Raw genomic sequence first — 22,312 nt, 5'->3', positions numbered from 1 at the left:
GCGAGTCGACAACCGCGGTGGGCAGCATGACGTACAGGCCGCTGTCAGCCTTCACGCCCAGCCGGCCGTGGCGGCCGGAGATCACCACGTCGACGTCAGCCTTGTAGTAGCGGTACGGACGGACGCTGACGGTGTTGCGTTCCAGGATCTCCTCGGACTCAGCGGCCCGCTCGTGGGAGGTCTCGGAGGCGAACTCGAAGAGGAGGAGGCCCTGCTGCTTGAGCTCGTTCGAGAGGTCCCCGCCGCCCTCGGGCCCGAACTCGAGGAAGAAGCCGCGGCTTCCGCCTCGCAGGTTCTCCTCGCTCTCCCGGTTCTGGTTGTAGTGGCGTGACAGCAGTTCGGTGTCGGGCGCCGACAGCGGCTCCAGCCGGGTGATCCGCAGGCCGACGGTTACCTTCTCCTTGCCCACCGGCACCTCGTACCCGTGCCGCAGCAGCCGTTCCATGTTCAGCCGCATGAGCACCTCGTTGGTGAAGTGCTCGTAGAGCATGCCGCCGACCGTCGTGACGTCCGCGCGCCAACGCTCCGGCGTGCCCAGGCCGGGACGGGCCTTGGTCGGCGCCGCGGGCAGCGCCGCCCAGGTGTTGACGACGGTGGCCGCGGGCAGCGCCCACGGGTGCCCGTGCCGGGCCAACAGATCCACCAACTCGCGGTCCGGTTGCCGCTCGCCGGACTCCCACACCGGATCGGTGCCGTGCGAGCGCGGGAAGCCCTGCGCAGGCGGCGGACCGGGAACGATCAGATGCTTGGGAACCAGGACCCGGACGTCACCATCGACGACGCCGTCCTCCGGCAGCTGGGGGAAGTGGCTGATGAACGGGGTGTGCTCCTGCCACCAGACCTCCGCGTTACGGCGGTGCCCGGTCAGGTCGGCCACGGCCAGGGAGATCCCCTTCGCGGCACGGGCGGGCGCGCTGAACAGCTCGGGTTGCTGCCGTGTGATGCCCATCCGCACCGTGAACCGCTGCCGCAGCTGAAGTTCCACGGACGGGGTCTTGGTCTGGCCCCAGTAGATGTCGATGTGCGAGTCGGTCGTCTCCCGGGACGTCCCCGACCCCTGGTGGTACCCGCCGACGACTCCCACGCCTTCGTGCACGAAGGCGCCGACCCGGCCGTACAGCTCGATGCCGCCCTCGACCTCCGACGACCGCGACCTGGCCGTGTTCTGCTCAGTGACCGCCTTGGCGCGCAGCATCACCGTCATCTCGGGCCGGTCCATCTGGGACATCGGCTCCAGCGTCCGCGCGGTGACCTTCACCCACAGGTACCTGGTCGAGCCGAACGCCGAGGCGATCGGCAGCCAACGCACCACTCCCGTGGTGTTCAACATAGTGAACTGGTTGAGCAGAGCATGGTTGGAGAAGGAGGCCTCCAGCTCCCGCAGCAGCAGACTGTTGCGGTGACCGGTGCCGTCCGGTCCGGGCTTCAGCACGTCCTGCTCGGTCAGCCAGTCCTTGATCTTCTTCAGCACGCCGGGAGCGTGCAACACCTCGGGGTGAGTACCCGCCGCCAGCAGCGCCAGGTCGATGTGGCCCTCCGGCGCCTTCGGCTCGGCCGGTGCGACACCCTCGGGCACCGGCAGTCCGAAATCGAAGATCCGGCGCTGCGGCACCACGAACTCCAGGCCGTGTTTGACCTCCAACACCCGGGTGTCGGCGCTCGTGCCGGACGTGCGACCGGTCACCAGATCCGTGCGACCGGGGCTACGCCACCGCTCCAAAGTCGCCTCGAACACCGCGTCGGCGCGGTAGGTGTGCATCGGACCGCTGTAGGTACCGCGGGTGATGCCAATGGGACCGGCCTCGGTGCCCTTCTCGGTCTCCCACTCGTGCTCGTACGACAGGCCGACGATGGCCAGCAACTGCCCGGTCAGCGGGTGGCCGTTCTCCTCCTCACCGTTCGGACCGAACGCGAACATCGGCCCGATATAGCCGGCCAGCCCGAGGGTGGCGGTGGTCGCGTCGGTGTGCCCGTACTTGGCGGAGGCGCCAGTGTTCTGCCACAGCTCGAACTTCTCACCCCGGCCCGGGACGGGGGTCGCCACATGGTGCGGCCGCGAGGCGACGACCTTCAGCCGCAGCGCCTGGTGCCACCCGTCGGGACCGTCGGGCAGGTCGACGAGCCGCCCCTCCGGGCTGGTCAGCGCGGGGAAGTGCGCGGACAGCTCGGTGGGCGAGAAGACCTTCTTCAGTTCCGCGGGCCAGTTGCCCCGGTCGGACAGCCATTCCCGCGAGTGGCCGTTGGCCGACGCGTACATGAAGGCCGCAGACCACGCCACTTCCGGGGCGGCGATGAACGACCGGTACACCGCACCCGTGCCGTTGGCCCGGAAGTCCGCCGTCGGGCCGTTCGGCAACGTGCGCAGCGGCCGGACCCTGCCCGCCTCGGTCAGCAGCGCCGCGGGCACCGGTTCGCGCGGCACGTGCGGGTGCGGGACGGCAACTTGGGCCACGACCCTACCCGGGTCGTCGATCCACCAGGTGTGCGGCTCACGGCCTCGGGAGCGCACGGACAGCTCGTAGACGACGTTGTAGACGTGCTCGTCCGCCTTGGCGGTCATCTCGGCGCGCTGCATCGACTTGGCCATGCCGGAGAACTGGTGCTTGTCACCGCCACCGAAACCGCCGGTCAGGCCCGCCTGCGCGAGCTGGAACTTCACCCCCGGCACCAGCTCAGGCTGGTCGCGGGCACCCACAAAAGCGTGCAGACGCCAGGTGGTGTCCCGATGCCCGCTGGTCGTGACGACCTGGGCGGCCCGTACGTTGATCGACTTCGACGGCGCCGCGTCACCGGTCAGACCGTCGACGCGCTCCAGCAGCCGGGCGGACACCGACACCTGGTAGATCCGGCCGCCCACCCTGAGCGGGTGCTCGATGCCCGACAGCAGCTGCGACAGGTCTCCCTCGAGCGCGGCCCGCCCGAACACGGCCGCCAGCTGCCGGTCGGTCGTGTTGGACCAGTTGAGCCTGCGGCGGCCCGACCGCTGGTGGTGCATCTGGCGCAGCACGGTGCGGATCTCCTTGGCGACCCGCCCCGCGCCGGGCAGGCCGACCCCGGTACCGAAGCCCGGGCCACGACGCAACGCCAACGCGAGAGGCTCGCGCGGGTGCGCCTGGGGCGGCGGCGCGTCCAGCCGCGCAGGACGCCGATACGACGACTCCGGCAGGCCGACGCCGTGCTCGGCCGCCTCGTCGAGCAGCGCGAGCACGTACGGCCGTGCCGTCTGCTCGGCGTCCGGGTCGGTCACCGGCGGCCGCAGCAGCGAGGCGTCCTCGCCCAGCAGGCGCTGCTCGAAGTCCGCCGCCTCGTGGGTCGGAACCCCGATCTCGGCCGGCACCATGACGGTGACGGGCTCGATGTCGTGCGTGGACGACCGTACCTCCATGGTCAGCCGCATCAACGCCCGGTAGCGCGCCTGATCGTCCGAGGCCTGGATCACCCTGTGAACGCCGGTCTCCTCCTCAAGACCATGACCCGCACCACGCTTGACCTCCCCGGCGACGGCGAAGAACTCCGCAGGTCCGGCAGCGACCCACCCACCCAGGCCCAAGCCGCTCTTCCCGCCCACCCTGCGCTGCGTCTTCACCGAGCCGCCAGTGTCCTCGCGCACCGGGACCTTGGCGCTGTCGCCGAGGTACTGCAAACCCTCGATCTCGGCGTGGAACGCGACATGACCCTTGAACGACTTCAGCAGGCCGGTGGAGAAGGTGACCGGGGCCGTCACCACCTCGTTGTTCAGCAGATACCGGCTGCGGTTGATGACCGCTCGCTCGTTCAGTAGGGCGAGCGTGCGGTCCATCAGACACCGCACCCCCTCCGGGGGCAGACGGGCGGCGTGCAACGCGCTCTCCAACCGCGTCGCCGCCGGAATCAGGTCGATCGCGTTAATGATTTCGTGCGCCCGATGCGGCCCCGGAGCCGACCGCTCAGCGCCCGCGGCTTCAAGGCGCGTACGCAGCCGCAGACCACCCGGGACGGTGAGCGCCTTCGGGAGCTGCACCGTGAACCGGTCGCGGGCCACCAGGTCGTGGAGCCGCTCCTCACCGTCGACGAACACCCTGACGTGCAGACCCGCCCTGAACGCGGTGCTCTGCTGGTTGAGGATCTTGCGGTCGAAGAAGACGTAACGCTGCGTCTTGGATCCGCCCGTGCGGGCCGACGACAGATGCAGCACCGGCGACGGGACCACCGACGCGACAGCCTTCGCCACCGTCGTGATAGTCGTCAGCACGCTCGAGTCGGCCGACAGGCCCTGCTTCCACTCGGAGTCGTCCGTGGTGGTCAGGGTGCCCCAGTTGAGGTTGTACTTCTGGACGGGGGGCGCCTCCCCCGGCGGTACCGGGTCCATCTCGCGCAGTACGGGCCGCAGCCACACCACATGGCCGTCGATCGTGTGGACGCTGCCGTGCTGGAGGGCCGCCTCCCAGAGGTCCAGCTCCCGGTCCCGCTCGGCCTCGGGTGTGCCGGCGTGCTCACCGGCAAGCGATTCCGGCACCCGGCCGCCGCGCAGCGACGTCTGCAGCACCGAACGGATCCCCGCCTCGAACGCGGGGCTGTCCTCGGCCCGGCCCACGGCATGCGCGATGTTGTTCGCCCACTGCCGGATCAACGCCTCGTCCCACCGATCGGCGGCAGTGAGCGCGATCTCACCGACGGCGTCCACGCCCGGCTCGTTCAAATACCAGGGACGCTCGGCATGGGACGGCCTGGGCGTCTCGACAGGCGGCGCCTGCTCCGTACGCCGCATGGCTCCCCCGTCGGCAGAGGTACCGGCGCCCGACTCCTCAACCAGCTCCACAGCCTCTTGGACCGGCGAGTTGGCGCCGGTCCCGGTCGGGCTGTCCTGCGGGGTCCGCCTGTCCGTCAGCTCCCGGAACGTGACCCGCCGGCGGAGCACGGTCGTCTCCGGGGCTTCGTGCGCCCCCTCCGGCGCCTCCTGCCCCGGCTCCTCGTGCCGGCCCGCGGCGTCGTCAGCAGGGGGTTCGACGTTGCGGTCCGCCTCTGCGGGAAGCATGTAGTACAGACCGTCGGGGACGTGGACGCGCAGGCGTCCCTGACGACCGTCGATGACCAGGTCGACGTCGGCCTTGTAGTACAGGAACCCGCGGGTCGCCTCCCGGTTCCGTTCGTCGGTGTCCTCGGCCTCGCCCGATCGCTCCTGGCTCTCCTCCATCTCGGACGTGTACGGGGCCCGGTCCAGGTCTTTGGGGCCCGTGTCGAGCTCGCCGCCCGCCTCCGGGCCGAACTCCAGGTACCAGCCGCGGGAACGCGCCTTGGCGTCCTCCTGCGACCCGTGTGTCTGGGTGTAGTGGCGGGCCTTGAACTGGACGCGGTTGTCGGGGCCGATCTCGTGGACCCGGGTCAGGTCGATGCCGACGGTGATCTTCTCGCCGCGGAGCCGAATGTCATACGCGTGCCGCAGCAGCGGCGCGAGGTTGGCCCGGAGCCAGTTCTCGCGGGTGCTCTCCACGTACCGCGCCCCGTCGAAGGCGCTCGGGTCGGTGCCCGGCACGCGCGAGGCGTCGTGCGCCGTCAGATCCGCCACCTTGAACGGGGCGGCGGTCACCGCGGCCCATTTGTGCACCGCGGCGGCCGCGGGCAACGCCCACGGGTGACCGTCCTTCAGCAGCGCGTCGAGGAGCTCGCGCTGCGGCGTGCCCTCGGCGGGCCGCTGCCACGGCATCCTCTCCTCCCAGACGGGGTCGCCGCCGTACGACCGTGCCGGCGCGTCCGGCAGACGGCCGTCGACCACCAGGTGGCGGGGGACGAGGAGGCGCACGTCGCCGAGGACGGTGCCGGCGTCGTTCCGCAGGACGGGATCGTCGACGCCGACCAGGGGCAGGGGGCCGTCCGACGCGGTCTGCGGACGTGCGGGGAAGCGGCCCCCGGTCGACACCGGCTCCGGGAAGCGCTGCACGAACTGCTTGTTCGACTGCCACCACAGCGTGGCGTCCCTGCGGTGTCCGGTCCAGCCGGCCACCGCGAGGGCCGCGTTGCGCACCAGGCTCGCAGGACCGCCGACAGTGGCGGGCATCTCGCGGGTGATGCCCATCTCGATGTGGAAGGCGGCCTCGTGCTGGAACTCGACGGAGCCCTCCCGGGTCTGGGCCCGGTAGATCTCCATCGACTTCTCGGCCTCCTCGTGGCTGCTCTCGGAATCCCGGCGGTACCCGGCCTCGACCCCATGGCCGCCGTGTACGGAGTGGCCGAGCGCGGAGCCGCCGATCCCGCCGCGCACCCGACCGCCCACGGCCCGTCCGGAGGAGGTGGCGGTGGACTCGCCCCTCTGCCGCAGGGCCTGGTTGCGCAGAGTCAGCCTCACGTCCGGCCGGTCGAGCTGCTCCTCCGGTCGTCCCACGTCCGCGGTGACCCTGACCCACAGGTATCGGTCGCCGAACGCGGACGGCACCGTCAGCCACCGTGAGACGCCGCCGCCGAGCAGCACCGGGAACTGCTTGAGCAAAGCTTCGGAGGAGAAGGACTTGTCGAGTTCGCGGCGTAGCAGGCTCGGCTTCCGCCCGCCGTCACCGGCGTCCGCCAGCAGGCCCTTGTCCGTCAGCCAGTTAGTCATGCGGTCCAAGACCCCGTCGGCGTGCAGTGCCTCGGCGTGGGCCACGCCGGGCAGCAGGGCCGGGTCGACGTGGCCGGTCGGCTCGTGCGGCTGTCTCGGCGCGATACCGGCCGGTGCCGGGAGCCCCAGGTCGGGGACGCGCCGTTCGGGGACGATGAAGTCCAGGCCGTCCTTGACCTGCATCAGCCTGGTGGTGCGGGTCTCGCCGTGCGGCCGGCCCGCCGCCCGGCCCACCAGCCCCGGGCTCTTCCGCCGGTGCAGGGTGACCTCGAACACCGCGTCCGCGCGGTAGGTGTGGGTCACCCCGCCGTAGGTGGCCCGGCTGACGCCCACCGGCCCGGTGACGCTGCTCTGCTCACTGCTGCGGCCCGTCTCCCAGGCGGCACGGCCGGCGAAGGTTAGCCACCCGCTCATCGGCTCCGCCTCGTTTTTCCGCTCTCCGACGGCCTCGTCCCGCGCGTTGTCTTCCTGCCCTCCGTGCTCCCGCGCTCCGCCCTGGGCGCCGTGGCCCTGCGCCGGGTCGTCCTTGTGGTGCCCGCCGCCGAAGTAGAACTGCGGGCCGATACTCGCCCTCAGGCGGAACGACGTGTCGTTCCCGACCACGCTCTTGTGCTGCGTGTGGCCCTGCGAGTACTGCTCGATCTCCACCTCCCCCGACTCCTTGGTGTGGGCGGCGAGGTGCCGGGGGTCGACGACCGCGAGGCGCACCCGCAGCTCCTGGCGGCTGCCGTCCGCACCGCGGGGCAGGTCGATCACGTGACCGCCGGGGCTGACCAGCGCGGCGAAGTGGGACGCGAGTTCCGTGGGCGCGAAGGCCCGCTTCAGCTCGGCCGGCCAGCCGGCCCGGTCCGCCAGCCAGTCGCCGGGCAGCCCACCGGCCTCCTGGTACATCCGGGCGACGGTCTCGAGCGTCCCGGGTGCCGCCAGGAAGGCGGGGAGGACGCCGGCGACGTTGCCGCCGTTGAACCGGGTTCGGGTGTCGTCCGGCATCGCGCTCGGTTCGGTCACCCCGCCGGCTGCGCGTGCCTCCTCCGCGGTCACCGGTGTCGAGGGCACGTGCTGGTGCGGCACGACGACGCGGGCGACCACGTCGCCGGGCTTGTCGATCCACCACCGCTCGGGCGGGTGGCTGCCCGAGCGCACGGACAACTCGTAGACGACGTTGTAGACGTGCTCGTCGACGGTGCCGACGGTCTCGGTGCGCCGGTAGGACTTGGCCACGCCGCCGAACACGTGCTTCGTGCCCTTGCCGCCGCTGCCCGAGACGCCGAAGCCGCCCAATCGGAGACCCAGCCACTTCTCCAGCTTCAGGCGGAGCTGGACGGCGCCCTGAAGATGCAGATTCCAGGACGTCTTCCGGGCGCCGCTCACCGAGCTGCCCTCCAGGGCCCGCGCGTTGACGATCATCGGGTAGGCGTCCTGGCCGGTCAGGCCGCCGACGCGCTCCAGCAGTCGGGCCCGCACCGACACGTCGTAGTAACGGCCGCCCAGCCGGATCCGCTTGTCGACGCCGGACATCAGCCTCGGCAGGTCGCCCTCCAGCGACGGGCGTCCGAACCAGACGAGCAGGTCGCTGTCGGCGCCCGACCAGTCGGTCTTCCTGTCGCCCGACAGTTGCCGGTGCATCTCGGACAGCACCGTGCGGATCTGGTCGTGCACCAGCTCCGCGCCCGGCAGGTTGATCTGCATGCCGAAGCCCTGACCGAGGCGGGACGCCAGTCCCAGCGGCTCCAGCGGATGCGGCTCGGGCAGCGGGGCGTCCAGCCGCGGCGGCCGGCGGTACGCCGACTGGGGCAGCCCGACACCGTGGGAGGCGGCCAGCGCCAGCAGCCGACGCACGTTCGGCTGAGCCTCCACGGGGCCGTCCAGAGACTGAGCCGTCTGCCGCAGCGGGGGCGCGTCCTCGCCCAGCACCCGCTTCTCGAAGTCCGCGGCCTCCCGGCCCGGGACGCCCATCTCCGCCTCGACGACACGCTCGACCGGCGGGATGTGCGGGTGCGTGGTCGACCGCACATCGACTGTCACCAGCAGCCCCGTCCGGTACCGGGCCTGCTCGCTGGTGGCGATCAGCACCGTGTGGCTCATGGCCGTCTCGGCCAGCGAGGTCCCGGCCTCCCGCTTGCGCCCGAACACCAGGGCGCTTCCGGGCAGGACGGTGACGATGCCGTCGGGGTGGCCGCCGCCGACGGCGATGCCCACCGACACCGTGCCCTTGTCCGCCTGCGTACGGCTGATGGTGATGCCGGTTCCGGAGTCCTCACGGATCGGGACGGAGGCCGTGTCGCCCAGGTACTGCAGCTCCGCGATGCGGGCCTTGATGACGGCGTAGCCCTTGAAGCGCTGCAGCGCGCCCAGGGAGACGGTCGCCTCCGCCGTCTGCACGCCGTTGCCGAGCAGGTGCCTGCTCCGGTTGCGGGCCCCCTTCTCGTTTAGCCGCGGCAGCACCTTCTTCATGATCTCCCGGACGGCCTCGGCCGGCAGTCCGGCACCGCACAGCGTCCGCTGGAGATCCGCCACGACCGGCGTCAGGTCGACGGCGTTGATCACCTCGCGGGCGTGGTGCGGACGCGGCTCGCCGACGCCAGGGCCCTCCGGCTCGGCCGCCGTGTGCGGGCGCAGGCCGCCGGGGGCGGAGAACATCGACGGCAGGTCCACCGCCACCGGGGCGGGCACGACGAGTTCCGGCGAGCCCTGTTCCCCCGTGTCCTGCTGCCCATGTGGCACCTGGTCGGGGAGGGAGTAGGGGCGTTCCTCGCCGTCGACGAAAACCCGGAAGTGCACCCCGGCGGCCTTGAACCGGTTGGTGCTGGTGACGAGACCCTTGCGGCCCGCCACTACGCTACGCGCCAGCTCGGAGCCCTCAGCCCGGGCCGCGTCGAAGCCGAGCAGCGGGACCGCGGGCAGGACGCTGTCGGTCGTGCCCAGTCCGGCCGACAGCACCGTCACCGCGGCGATGTCGGCGCCACGGGCCTGCTCCGTCTGGTTCCTGGTGATGCCCGACAAACCGGCGAACGACACCGAGTACGCCCGAACCGCGGACTTCGGCGTCTCAACGTGGCTGAGGTCTCGCAGCACCGGCCGCAGCCACACCAGGCGGTCGCCCGCGACCACCATCCGGCCCCGCTGGAGCGCCTCGTCCCAGGCGGCGGTGGCGTCGCGACCGTGGCCGCCGTTTTCGGTCTGCCCGTGCTCCGCCCCGCCGTGGGCCGCGCCGTGGGCCCCGTCCGGTGACCGCATGTCGGTCAGCAACGCGGCGATCCCGTCGCGGATGGCCGCGGCCATCCGCTCGCTGTCCTGCGGCCGCGTCACCTCGGACGCGATCCGGTTGGCCCACTGCCGGGCCGTGCCCTCGTCGAGAGGCTCGGCGCCGACGACGGTCACCTCGCCGAGGGCGTCCCGATCCACGTACCAGGGGGCCTCGGGGCCGGACCGCTCGGCGGACTGCGGACGCCCGGCGCCGTCGCCCTGCGTCCACGGCGGCTCCGTGCTGATGTCCTGCTCCTGCTCCTGCTCCTGCTCCTGCTCCGTACGGGCCGCACCGGACCGGCGCGGCGGCCGGACCGTGTCCGGCGAGGGGTGGCCGACGGTGACGACGACGCGGCGGCGGGCGTCCGGCTCCCGGTCGGGCCGGGTGCCGAGCGGGTACTCGCGGCCGCGCGACCTGACGACGACGGCGAGGTCCGCGGCGCGCGGACCGCCGTCGCGGTCGCGGCCGAGAGCCTCGAGGTGCTCGTTCAGGCGCGCGTCGAACTCGCGGGCGACCGCGCGGGCACGCGCGTAGCCGGTGCTGATAGCCCGGCGGTAACTGGTCTGTCCGAGGAACCTGCCGGTGGCGTGCCCGTCGATGGTCACGACGGGCAGCGGCCTGCCCTCGTGGAAGGCCGCCAGAGCCTCCCGGGCCGTGTGGGCCGCAATCTCGTCGATCTCCCGTAGGCGACGGGCGGACAGGCGGGCCGATCCGGTGTCGAACACGACGTGCACGGCGGCGACGGCGCCGAACTGCTCAGCGGTCGTCGGGTGCGTCTCCCGGTTGTCGATGGACTCGCGGTCCCCGTCCCCGTCGCTGTCCCAGTCGGATTCCGAGGTGTAGTCGTGATCGTTTCCGACGGCAGGCTCCGTGTGGAGCAGAGTGCCGTCGGAGGCGAAGTGGTGGCGGTTCCCGAGCAGGGTGTCGGTCACCTGGAAGCGCGCCGGTCTGACCGGCGGGGGCTCCAGTGCGTCCGGCCGCAGGCGGCTGTTCCGGGCGACGAAGCGCCCGTCTCCGCCGTCGCCCACCATCTCGATCAGGGTGTGCCACTCGCCCTCCGCGTCGGTCGTCTCGCGGAAGCTGACGCGTAGTCCGGCGAGGTCGGCGGGCACATCACGCAGCGGGACGTCGTGGGCGACGCGGTAGCCGTCGGCGTCGAACTCCTGGTGGAGATCCGTGGCCTCGTGGAAGACGGCGTGGTGGCCTTCCCATAGCGGGATGATGGCGAACCCTGGCGTGGCCTGCGGGGCGACGTCACCGTCGCCGTCCGACGCGGCACGGTAGGCCGCCAGAGCCCTCTTCGCTTCGTTTTGGACGGACTCCAGGGCAATCTCGCGCAGCGTGTGCACCTCGGGTTGGATCAGCTCGGGCGGCAGCAGCGGCCCGGCGTCACGCAGCGCGGCGCGCGCGGCGCCGATGACTCCCTCGGCCTGTTCCGGGTCCAGGGGGGTGTCGGTGCGGTCCACCACGTCCAACAAGTTCTTCAGCTCGTCCAGGCCCCGCAGGCTGGCCAGGTCCACCGACCGGGCGGCGGAGGCGGCCGGGCTCTCCTGCGCGCGGGCCTCCGCGAGTGACTGCCGGAAGATCTCCCCCGCGTGGCCGGGCTCCGGGAGCGCGCCGCCTGGCAGGTGCATCCTCTCGTCCGCCAGTGCGGGCCGCTCCGCGTGGGCCGGGCGGTCCGGCTCCAAGGCCCCGTGTGCGGCCACGCCGAGCGTGTCCGCGCCCGCTGCGGTGTCGGCGTTCTCCCCGGCGCCGGGCTCGTCGTCACTCGGGCTCTCCCGGTCGGTGAGGAGGCGCCCGAGCAGTTCGCGGCCCTCCCGCAGGATGCTGGCCGCGCGCTCGTGGAGCTCCGTGTCGTCCGGCTCGGACGTGTCGTCACGTCCCTGGGCATCCTGCTCGGGGGCACGGTCCTGCCCGGACGATCCGTCGCCCTCTGTCCCGTCACCGGACGGCGCCGACTCCGACTGGTCCGGTACGTCCCACGACTCCCGGTCGGTGGGCCGGGAGGCGCTTCGAACCTCCGGCTCCGCGTCGGACTCTGACTCGAAGCCGGACAAGGGCTGGGCGAGGAGATCGACCAGAGTCGTGCGACCGGCACTGGTCCCGGCGGGGACACCCGCCGCGCCGGCCCTCGCGGGGGCCGCATCCAGGGGCGGGCGGCGGAAGAGCTCCTTGCCGTCGGGTTCGCCGAACAGCCGCAGGGTGCCGTGGGGGTCGGTCACCGCGCGGGCCCTGTCACCGGGGTCCGGCAGCGGGACGCCCCCGGCGTCCAGGCGCTCGGCTACCCCGGTGGTGTGGTCGACGGCCCAGTACCGCAGGCCGCCCGCGCCGGGCAGGGCGACTGTCTCGTGTATCAGCCGACCCGTGCCGGTGTCGACGAGGAGGTGTTCCAGCGGGTGCGCGGTGACCGAAGCGGGCACTAGGGCCACCCGGTCCAAGCCGTCCGGTTCCACTCGGTACGTCGTGACCGGGGTGCCGTCACCGTCCAGCAGCCTCGGGGTCTGGCGGGGACGCTGCATGTCCTGCCGCAGCAGGCCGAGGCCGGCGCCGAGCGGCTGGTCCTTCGCGAGCACCGTGCCGTCGTCGGCGTAGTGCAGCCGGACCCCGGTGTCCTCGTCGTGGATCGTGAAGCCGGCCCCGCCTTCCCGGGCCAGATCGGCGGGGGCCGCACCGAGGGTGAACCGGTGATCCGGGTCCATCCCGCCGAGGAGCTCGTACCTCCTGCTCACTCGCCCGAACGCAGCGGTGGTGTGGTGGACGGCCACCCTCAGCCGCCGCAGCTCCCTCGGCCCGTAGGCCGGGACGGTCTCGTGGTAGGTCGGTTCGTGGCCGGGCCCGGTGAACTCCGTGCGCAGACCGGTGGGCAGGTGCACGACGACGTGACCGCCGTCCGTCTCGGTGACGGCGAACGCCCGCTCCTGCGAGGCGGCGGTGTCCTGCAGGCCGGACGTCTCCCCCAGTCGGCACGCCAAGGCGCGGGCGGCGTCCTCCACCGGGTCGTACGCGGCCGGCGCCGTGCCGCGCACCAGTTCGTCGGGGAAGAGCCCGCCGGGCGCGACGTGGTCGCGCAGCTCCTGCTCCGTCAACGGGGCGAGATGCCGGTAGCGGCCCGGGTTGTCGTGGTACTCGAAGCCCAGCTCCGCGCGCTGCGGGTGGCTGGGATCCTCGGCCCAGATCGCCGCCCCCTGAAGCATCTCGTGGACGGTGTGATCGCCACTGGGCAGCATGGTGCCGATCAGGGCGAGGCGCAGCCACCGCAGGTCCAGATTCGCCCCGAACTCGCGGTTGGCCGTCTCCGCGTAGTCCAGCAGGCGGTAGATGGTGCCCGAGACGCCGCTGGAGAGGATGGCGCCGGTGCGCTGCGCCCGGGGGTGCGGCCCCTCCTCGAACGTGTCGAGGTGGAAGTCAGCCCGCGTCCCGGCGTCCATGGGCATGAAGCTCAGGCCACGGATTTGCTCACCGCTCACCCAGTCCTGGCCGTCGTCCGTGAAGTCCCGCTCCGCGTCGCTCAGCGGGATGATGTCCGGGTAGGTCAGGTGGTGCGGTTCGGGCACCGCGGGGTCGCCGATGCCCCACTTCCGCTCGCCGACGACCAGCTCCGGGTTCACGACCGGGTGGTCCAGCGCCCGTTCGAGGGTTCGGTTGCTCATGCCCATGTAGAGGAAGCTCATCCGCTCGCGGACGTTGCCGTGCTCCACGACCCGGGCCAGGGCGTCCAGGTCCGTGCCGACCCCGCCGACCTGGGCGGACGAGTCGCTGCCGAAGCCCTCCCGCGCCACAGGCGGCGTGATCTCCCAGGCGAAGCGCACGTACCGGGCGATCTGCTCCTCCACCTTGGGGTGGCGCACCAGGTACTCGCCGAGGGCGCGCTCGAACCGCTCGGCCTCCCGCTGGTAGTGCAGCCGGTCCAGGTCGGTGGGGTGCGCGGTGCCGCGCCCCGGCAGGTAAGACGGGTACTCAACGGTGATGACGGCGCGACGGCGGGCGGCCGACCCATCGTGGTTGCCGACCCCGGAGGGAAGCTCGGGGCCACGCGACTGCGTGGTCACGCGGAAGTGCCCGACTTCCAAAGGTTGCGTCGTGTCGTCCGGCTGCGCCGCCCGCAGGTGCGCCGCGAGGCGCTCGGTGAACGCCCGGGCGACAGCATCGGCGCGTTCCCTGCCGTTGCGCACCGGGTCCCCGAGGACAGCGGGATTGGCGTGACCGGTGACGGTGACGCCGGGCAGCGGCCGGTTCGCCCGGAAGGCCGCCAGGCCCTCCCGGGCAACGTGGGCGGCCAGGTCCTCGACCATGCGCAAGCGGTCCGCCTGCAGGCGACCGGCGCCGCGGCCGAAGGTGACATGACCGGTGACCGTGCGGCGGCCGTCGGCGTCGACCTGCCAATGCAGGCCAGTGGACGGATCGGTGATCTCGACCGTGCCGTCCTGCCGGAGCTCCACCTGCCGGTCGGTGACCGGGGTCCCCAGTAGGTCCAGCAGTTCGACTCCGGCGGCACCCGCCTCGCCCCCGGGGACCGTTTCCTCGACGAACCGAAGGACCAGCCCGTCGAGCCCCGGGCCGGACAGCGGCACGTCCCGCACCGTCCGCGCCGGGTGGTGGGCCGGGACGTCCGCCCCGTCGCTCGCGCCCTGCTCACGCTGGTCGCCGTGGTCACTGTGCTCACCCGGTGGGGTGGTCGACTGGTGCCGCTGCCCTGGATCCTCCTGATTCCCGGCGTCCTCGTGATCCCCCTCGTCTTCCCGCTGCCCGTGGTCCTCGTGCTCCCCGTGCTCGTGGCGCTGTCCCTGCTCCCCGTCACCGGCGTCCGTCTGCGCGTCCGGCTCCGCGTCCGACGCGGTGACCGGCCGCGGCGAGTCAGGCCGCGGCGAGCCCTGCGGATCGTGCTCGTCATCCGAAAGCGGGAGCGGGTCGGAGACCTCGTTGCCGGCCGCGTCGATCAGCACCCGCGTACGCCTGGTGTGATCGCTCTTCCAGTACTGTCCGTCGAACTGGCCGTCGTCGCCCAGGGCGGCGACGGTCTCCTCCAGCCGCCGGCCGGTGTCCGCGTCCACCACCAGGCGCTCCAGCGGCGGCGCGTCCGGGGACGCCGGCACCAGCGCCACCCGCCCGTCGTGCAGGGCCTGCGCCCGCAGCGGCGCCGCGGGGATCTGCGCCCCGTCGCCGACATGCTCCAACGCGCCGTCGGCCGTGCCCAGGTCCCGCCGCAGCAGGCCGAGGCCCTCCCCCAACGGCACGTCCCGGTAGGTGAGCGTGCCCTCGGGGCCGAAGTGGTACCTGACTCCGGTGTGCGTGTCCGTGACCACGAACTCGGCCCGCAGTGCGGCGGCCGGCGCCGGCTCGGTGCGCCCGACGGTGAACCGGCCGTCTTCTCCGCCAACGATCCGGTACGAGGTGTCGCCGTCCCACTCTGCGAGAGCGTTGCCGTGGTTCACCCCGACCCTGAGCCCGGTCAGCTCCGGGGGCGCGTCGCGCAGAGGTACCTCGCGGTACCGAAGACCGTGGTGGTCGGCCGACGCTGCGACGCCCTCGTCGTCGGCTCCCAGCTCAGCGCGGATGATCCTGACCAGGTCGATGTGCTCCTCGCGGTGCGCCCCGGGCCCGAACACCAGTCGAACACCTGTGCCGTAGTCCACGACGGCGTGATGACCGTCGGGCAGGGCGGTGACCGTGAACCCGTCGGCCGCGCGCCCGCCGATCCCACGCTCGGCCCGCTGAACGTGGTCGGCCAGGGCCTCACGTGCTGTCTTCAGCAGCCGGTCGTAGGCCACCAGGCGCAGGTTACGCTCGTCCTCGCGCACCGCGAGCGGATCGATGCCCAGGCGACGCAAGGTTGCCCGGGTCCCGGCGACGAGCCTCTCGGCATGGTCGACGCCGATGGGTTCTCGGCCCAGATCCTCGCGGATGTGGTGGATTAGTTCCAGTGCCTCCTCGTGGCCGGACAGATCGGCCCCGGGCGTCCGGTCCGGTTGGCGGGAGCCGCCGGCTTCCCGCAGGGTCTGCCTCCACAGCCGGGTGACCTCACGCGTGGGGGGCGCCCCCACGGTGCCCAGCTCGTTCCTCGGGTCGTGCACGGGACGCAGCGCGGGCAGGCCGGTCTGCTCGTCGAGCGTGAGCTCGTACCGCCTGAACGGTCTGGAGATGGTGATGCGACCGTCCGGGTCGGTGCGCACCCGCCACGGGTGCCTGCTCAGGAGGCGGCCGGAACCGTCGATACGGACGGCGGTGCCCGTGGTGTGGTCGATGTCCCAGTACATGTCGCGGAACGCGCCGGACCCGCCCTGCATCCGCACGGTCTCGCGGAGGACCTCGCCGGTCCGGGGGTCGACCACGACGATTGGCCGCACCGAGGAACCGGTGCGCGGTTCCAGGGCGACCAGGCCGTCGTCGAGCGTCCGCGCACGGAACCGGCGGTGGTGGTCCAGGACCTGGGGCTCCGACTGCCTCGCGTCGAACCGCAGGCGACCCAACCCGGCCCGGCGCAGCCGTATGTCCCGCATCACGAGGCTTCCGTCGTCGCCGAGGTGAAGCACTTCGTCCGTCTCGCCGTCCATGACCGTGACCGCGGTGCGCCTCGCGACTTCCTCGTCGCTGCGGGCGGGGTGGTCGGCGGGCTCGAGGACGAAACGGTCGGTGAGCTCCGTGGGCACGACCAACTGGTGGGTCCTGCTGCGCAGCTTCCCGTCCGGCCAGCGCCTCTCGGCGATGCTCAGTTTGAGTCCGGTCATGTCGTCGGGAACGCCGACGAGCAGCCGCTCCTCTCGCCGTGGATTGCCGGCCCTGTCGATCTCGAACTCCAGTCCGGTCGGCGAGTGCCGGACAACGGCCCGCCCGGACGTTTCGATGTGGACGACGAACTCGCCGACCGTCCTCGGCTCGGTCCCGTCCGCCGGCTCCCCGCCTTCGGCACGTTCCCGGCGGAGGGTGTCGCGGACGGTCTCCTGCGCGCCGCGGGCACCGCCCAACAGGTTCTCGTAGACCGCGCGCCGCAGGTCACGCGCCATCTCGTGCACGTGGACAGGCGGGAAACCGGCCTCGCGGGCGATGTCCTCGGCATCGGTGACGGCGCGGCGCACGTCGACCGGTTCCACCGTCTTGTCCGGCTCGGCGAGTTGATCCACGCGGCGCATGCCCGCCGGGAACTCCACCGACCCGTCGTCGGCGGAGACCTCCGCGGACGACTCGGCATCGGCGTTCTGCTCCGTTTCGGTCCGGGCCCGCTCTCCCGCGCGGAGGGTGCTTTCGAAGAGCTCCAGGATGTCCGCGGTGCGTGGCGCGGAGATCATCGCCGCGCCGGACCTCATCGGCTGTTCCTGCGCCAGCGCGTCGAAGTGGTACTGGTCGCCGTTGCGGAGGTCCGTCACGAGGAAGCCGCCGGGCAGCAGTTCCGCCAGCGGGCCCTGCAGCGGCTCCGCGTCGAACATCGCTGCGTCGGGTCGCGGCGCGAGGTGGACGGCTCGGAGACCGCCATCGGGCGCGTACTCGATGTGCGCACGCAGGACGCGCAGCCGCCGCCGACCAGGCGTATCAGGCGGCGTAGAGCCCAGGCCTCCATACCCCAGCGGCCGTAGTGGCCGTTCCATCCACTCCAGCACCCCGTCGGCGGTGTAACGCCACGTGACGGGCCCCCCCGGAAGCCTCTCGCCGTGCACGAGCAGCCCACCGTCGTCCATCAGCCTGGCCTTGAAGCGCGCGCCCGTTTGGTCGTCGAGGCGGTCGAGGGACAGCAGCCGCCCCGTTGCGCGGTCGAAGCGCAGCACGTGGCCCCGCCACGTGACGGGGCGACCCGGAAGCCTCTCGCCGTGCACGAGCAGCCCACCGTCGTCCATCAGCCTGGCCTTGAAGCGCCCGCCCGTCTGGTCGTCGAGGCGGTCGAGGGACAGCAGCCGCCCCGTTGCGCGGTCGAAGCGCAGCACGTGGCCGGAGCCGGGCAGTTCGACGTCGCGGAACTCCGGGAAGCTCTGCGGCTCCGCCTGGGACGTGCCGGCCTCGGACCGGTCTGCCGCGGACTGCTCGGGGGTGTCCTGCCGCGCCCCAGACCCGTCGTCGTCCGCGGGGACGACGCTCCGCTCGGGCCCGACGGCGGGCTCGTCGTCCGAGACCCGCGTGCGGCCGGCGTCCGTGCCGCCGGTCGGGCGGCTGCCGTCCGGGCCTTCGGTCGGGACACCCTCAGGCCGCGCAGGGCGCGGCTCCACCGGGGTCCCGACCGTCGATGACGTGCCGTCGGCTACCAGGGTGCGCTCCGGCGTCGGGAAGTCGGCGTCGCCCGAGCCAGGGGTCCCGGTGTGCGTGCGGCCCGTTGCGTCGTCGGCGTCGGTGCCGGGGGCGGGAGTCTGCTGGTCGGCGTCGCCCGGGCCGAACGGGCCGGGGGCGATCTCGTTGCCGTCGGCGTCGAGCCGCACCAGCCCGCCTAGGGCGTGGTCGATCCGCCAGTAGTCGCCGCGTAGCGTGCCGTCCTCGCGGCGCGCGGCGACGGTCTCCTCCAGCACGTCCCCGGACGCCGGGTCGACGACGATCCGTTCCAACGGCAGGGCGTCGGGCATGGTCGGCAGCAGCGCCACCCGTCCGTCCTCCAGCGGCTCCGCGCGCAGCGGCAGTCCCGGCTCCCCGCCGTCACCGCCGACGAGCCGCGCCCCGGTGGTCCCGTCCTGGCCGGCCGTGGTCCGCAGCACGCCCAAGTCCCGCGCCAGCGGTACGTCCCGGTGCGGCGGCAGCACCACCTCCACGGCCTGGTGCGCTACTCCGGGGGCGTCCGCAGACAGAGCGATGCGGGTCACGGCCTGCGGGGCCGGAGTCTGGTCGGCCCGTGCCCGGACCGTGTGCCCAGGCGCCGGGCGCCGGAACAGCGTTTTGCCGTCCGCGACCACGTCGACGGAGCCGTCGGGGCGAACGTCGACGAAGCCCCTGTTGTTCTGCCCGCTCCTCGGGACGCCACGGGAGTCGATGCGCTCGGCGCTGCGGCTGGTGTGGTCGATTCTCCAGTAGCGGATGCCGCCCCTCATGCTCTCCGCGGGGACGATCTCCTCCTTCAGCTCTCCGGTCTCGCTGTCGACGACGTAGCGCTGCAACGGGTGACTGCCCGGGCGGGCCGGAACCATCGCGACCCGGCCATGGCCCAGGGGCTCCGCCAGGAGCGTCGACGACGGCCTGCCGGAGGGGTCCAGCAGTTGCGGGGTCGCGCCGGGCCGGACCATGTCGGAGCGCAGCACACCCAGGCCGTGCTGCAGCACCCGGTCCTCGGCGAGGACCCTGCCGTCGGCGGCGAAGTGCAGCCGGACGCCGGTCCCCTTGTCGACGACGGTGAAGTCGGCGTCCTTCCACGCCCGCGTCACTTGGCGAGGAGGTACGGCGACGTCGAACCGCGCGGCGTGCTGACCGTGGGCGAACTTGACGTGCTTGACCAGCCGCCCCTCTTCGCTGCGGGTGAAGCTGATGCGGACCTTCGCCCCCCGCAGGGTCACGGGCCCGTAGGACGCGCGGGCCTCCCTGGCGGTGATCTCGTGCCGAGGCCCGTGGAAAACCGTGGTCAGCCTGGTGGGCCGGTGGGTGACGTGATAGCTGCCGTCGACCTCCTTGACCACGATATCGTCTTCCCGGCCGCCCGGCTCCGGCGCCCTGTCCGGCAGATCCGGACGAGCCTGCTTCCCCGTCAGATGCCGGCTCAGGGCCTCGCGCGCGTCCTCGACCGGGTCGTAGGCGGCCGGAGCCGTGCCGTGTGCCAGCTCGTCGGGGAAGAGGCCGCCGAACGCGACGTGCTCGCGCAGCTCCTCCTCCGTCAACGGGGCGAGATGCCGGTAGCGGCCCGGGTTGTCGTGGTACTCGAAGCACAGCTCCGCGCGCTGCGGGTGCCTGGGGTCCTCGGCCCAGATCGCCGCCGCCTGAAGCATCTCGTGGACGGTGTGATCGCCGGTGGGCAGCATGGTGCCGAGCAGGGCGAGCCTCACCCATCCCAGGTCCAGGTCGAGGTTCCACCTGCGGTTGGCGGCCTCCGCGTAGTCGAGCAGCAGCCAGATGGTGGAGGAAATGCCCGTCTTGATCAGGCCGCCGGTGCGCTGGGCCTGGGCCTGCGGCCCGTTTTGGAGTCCCTCGCCCTGACCGTCGGGCGGGAGATGGCGGACACCGAAGCCTATCTCGGCACTCCGCCACGTCCTCCCGTTGTCAGTGAAGGCGCGCTCCCTGGAGCTCAGCGGGATGACGTCCCGGTACCCCTCCAGGGTGGGAGCGGGAACGTCGGGGTTATTCAACCGCCACTGACGCATCCGGTCGAAGTGCGGCGGCAGCTCCTTAAAGTGGAGCAACGACGTGATCTGCATGCCGCGGTGGTTCATGAACTGCCACAGGGCGGCCATCCGCTCCCGGACGTTGCCGCGGAGTACGACGGCTTCCAGGTCCTTCGGATCCTTGCCGACGCCGCCGACGAACGTCCGATCACTGGTCCCGAACAAGGGCCGGTAGTCGGCGGGAGTCGCCGACCACAGGGCGCGCAGGAACCTCGAAATCTGCTCCTGCGCCTTCGGGTGGGTCACCAGGTACGCGCCCAGCCTGCGCTCGAAGCGCTCCGCCTCGCGCTGGAAGTGCAGCCGCCGCAGGTCGGCGGGGTTCGCGGGGGTGAGCCCGGTCGGCTCCTGTCCCGGCTGGTTCTGCTTGCCCAGCCAGTCTGTCAGACGGCCGAGGAAGCCGGCCCGACTACGGCGGACCTCGGCGGCAGGGCTGCCCGGCGAGGCATCGCCGCGGAGGCTCGCCTGCGGGGTCCGGGGCGTCGCGGCCCGGACGCGGGGCGAGCGGGGGGGCACCTCTGGCCGGGCGGCCGAATGCGCGTGCCCGCCGGTGGCCTGCAGGTGCTCGGCCGCGTTCCCCGTGGGGAAGTCCGTGCCCAGCAGCGGCCGGGAGAAGAGCCGGCGTCCCCCCTCCTGCCTCAGCTCCAGGCCCTGTGCCGAGACACGGGCTTCGATCTGCGGGCCGGGCAGGACGCGTCCGTTCCCGTCGACAAGCCTGACCAGCCCCGACAGGTGGTCGATCTCCGCGTAGGGCCCGGTGGTACCGCCACTGCCCGGAACGGCGACACGTTCCCGCATGCGCCAGCCGTCGGCCGCATCGATCACCAGCCGGTGGCCGGTGCGGTCGGTGGAGCCGAGGATTACCTCCGCCCCGTCCGCCGTCTCGACCTGCCAGTCCTCGGACGGCCTGCCGCGGTGGTCGACGGCCTCCGGGGCGCTGCCGGCGCGGGCGAGGTCGAAGCGCAGGTAGCCCAGACCCTCCCTCAGCCGCAGGTCACGCAGGGTGAGCGTGCCCTCGTCGGTGAAGAAGTACCGCTCCCCCGTGTTGCGGTGCGTGACAACGAACCGGGCCTGCGGCGACTCCGGGGCGTCGTCCGGAAGGGGGCGGACGGTGAACCGATCGGCGTCCGGCCCGGTCACCCGGTAGGACAGGAACACCTCGCCGGTGTGGTCGGGGTTGCGGTCGGCCACCACCTTCAGGTCGTCCATCGTCCAGTGGGCATCGTGCAGGCGGTACTCCCGTGAGGTCCACCGGCCCTGCCCGTCGAACTGGACGCCCAGCCCGGAGCGGACGTGCGCGGCGGCGTGACCGCCGCCCGGGAGCGGGGTGACGGTGAAGCCTGCGACCCGGCGTCCGCCGCCTGCCGCCGCGGCGCCGTGCGGTTCCGCCACCCGGCGCGCGTACTCCCCTACCGCCGCCTGCGCGGCACGCAGGTGCTTCTCGTAGGCCTCGTGCCGCAGCACCAGGGCACCCGCATGCAGCACGCGCGGGTCCGTCCCGGCAGCCCCCGCCTCGTTGCGCGCCTCCGCGATCAGGCTCTCGGTGTCACCGGGGCTCCTCGATTCACCGGCGTCAGCGCTGCGCACCCGGTCGAAGGCCGACGGAGTTGCGGACGTGCCCTCGGAACGTGGCGTGCCGGTGGCACCGGTTGCCCGGTGGGCGGCGTGCGTGCCGGATCCCGAGGTCTCGCCGGAGGCGGAGTGTGCGGTGGACGCGCCGGCATCCTGGTGGCCGGTGCCGGGGCCGCCGCCCGGCAGGCTCCCGTGGCGCTGCGCATCAGCCGTCCCTGGCCCGGGACGGCCGCCTGGCAGTGCTTCCCGCACGCCGGTCAGGCCACGCTGCGCGGCCAGTTCCTTGGCCACCGTCTCGGCCCGCTGCTCCCGGTCGGGCGCGTCCTGGAATTCGTGGAGGGCTCGGGCGACCTGCATCGTCGCCCAGTACCGCTGCGGATCCCGGTCCCGCAGCGATGCCGCGCCCTCCTTGATGGTCAGCGGGTACGGGTTGTGCCTGGCCATGATCCGCGTCGCCTCCTCCCACAGCCGCCTGGCCTCCGGCTCTTCGAGCGGTTCGAGCTGCTCGGCGAAGCGACGGGTAGCCGGATCGGGTGCGGCGTCCCGGCTGCTGGGAGAGTGCGGGCCGGGCTGGCCGGTGTCGGTCTGGCGGGGTGGCTCCTCCCCGGTCGTGGTGGGCGTGGTGGGCGGTGGGTCGCCGGCCGGGTC

General features: G+C 72.6%; 2 protein-coding genes (1 of these 2 cut by a window edge). One reads left to right on the top strand and one right to left on the bottom strand.

Going from position 1 to position 22,312, the window contains the following annotated elements:
- Positions 1–22,108, bottom strand: the 5' portion of a protein-coding gene (locus tag ABZZ74_RS44115) for a hypothetical protein (protein WP_356949774.1). The gene continues 15,455 nt to the left of window position 1, outside the view; the window shows 22,108 of its 37,563 coding nt (coding positions 1–22,108); it begins with the start codon at positions 22,106–22,108; the stop codon falls past the left edge of the window.
- Between ABZZ74_RS44115 and ABZZ74_RS44110 the strand changes: the two genes are divergently transcribed.
- Positions 22,107–22,312 (top strand): hypothetical protein (locus ABZZ74_RS44110; protein ID WP_356949773.1); only part of this gene is annotated, 206 nt, incomplete at its 3' end. The two genes, ABZZ74_RS44115 and ABZZ74_RS44110, sit on opposite strands and share 2 nt — an antisense overlap.

The organism is Streptomyces sp. NPDC006476, assembly GCF_040612015.1.
GTDB lineage: Bacteria > Actinomycetota > Actinomycetes > Streptomycetales > Streptomycetaceae > Streptomyces > Streptomyces griseorubiginosus_B.
Note: the sequence above shows the minus strand (reverse complement) of the source record. Positions and strands in the feature narration are given on the sequence as shown.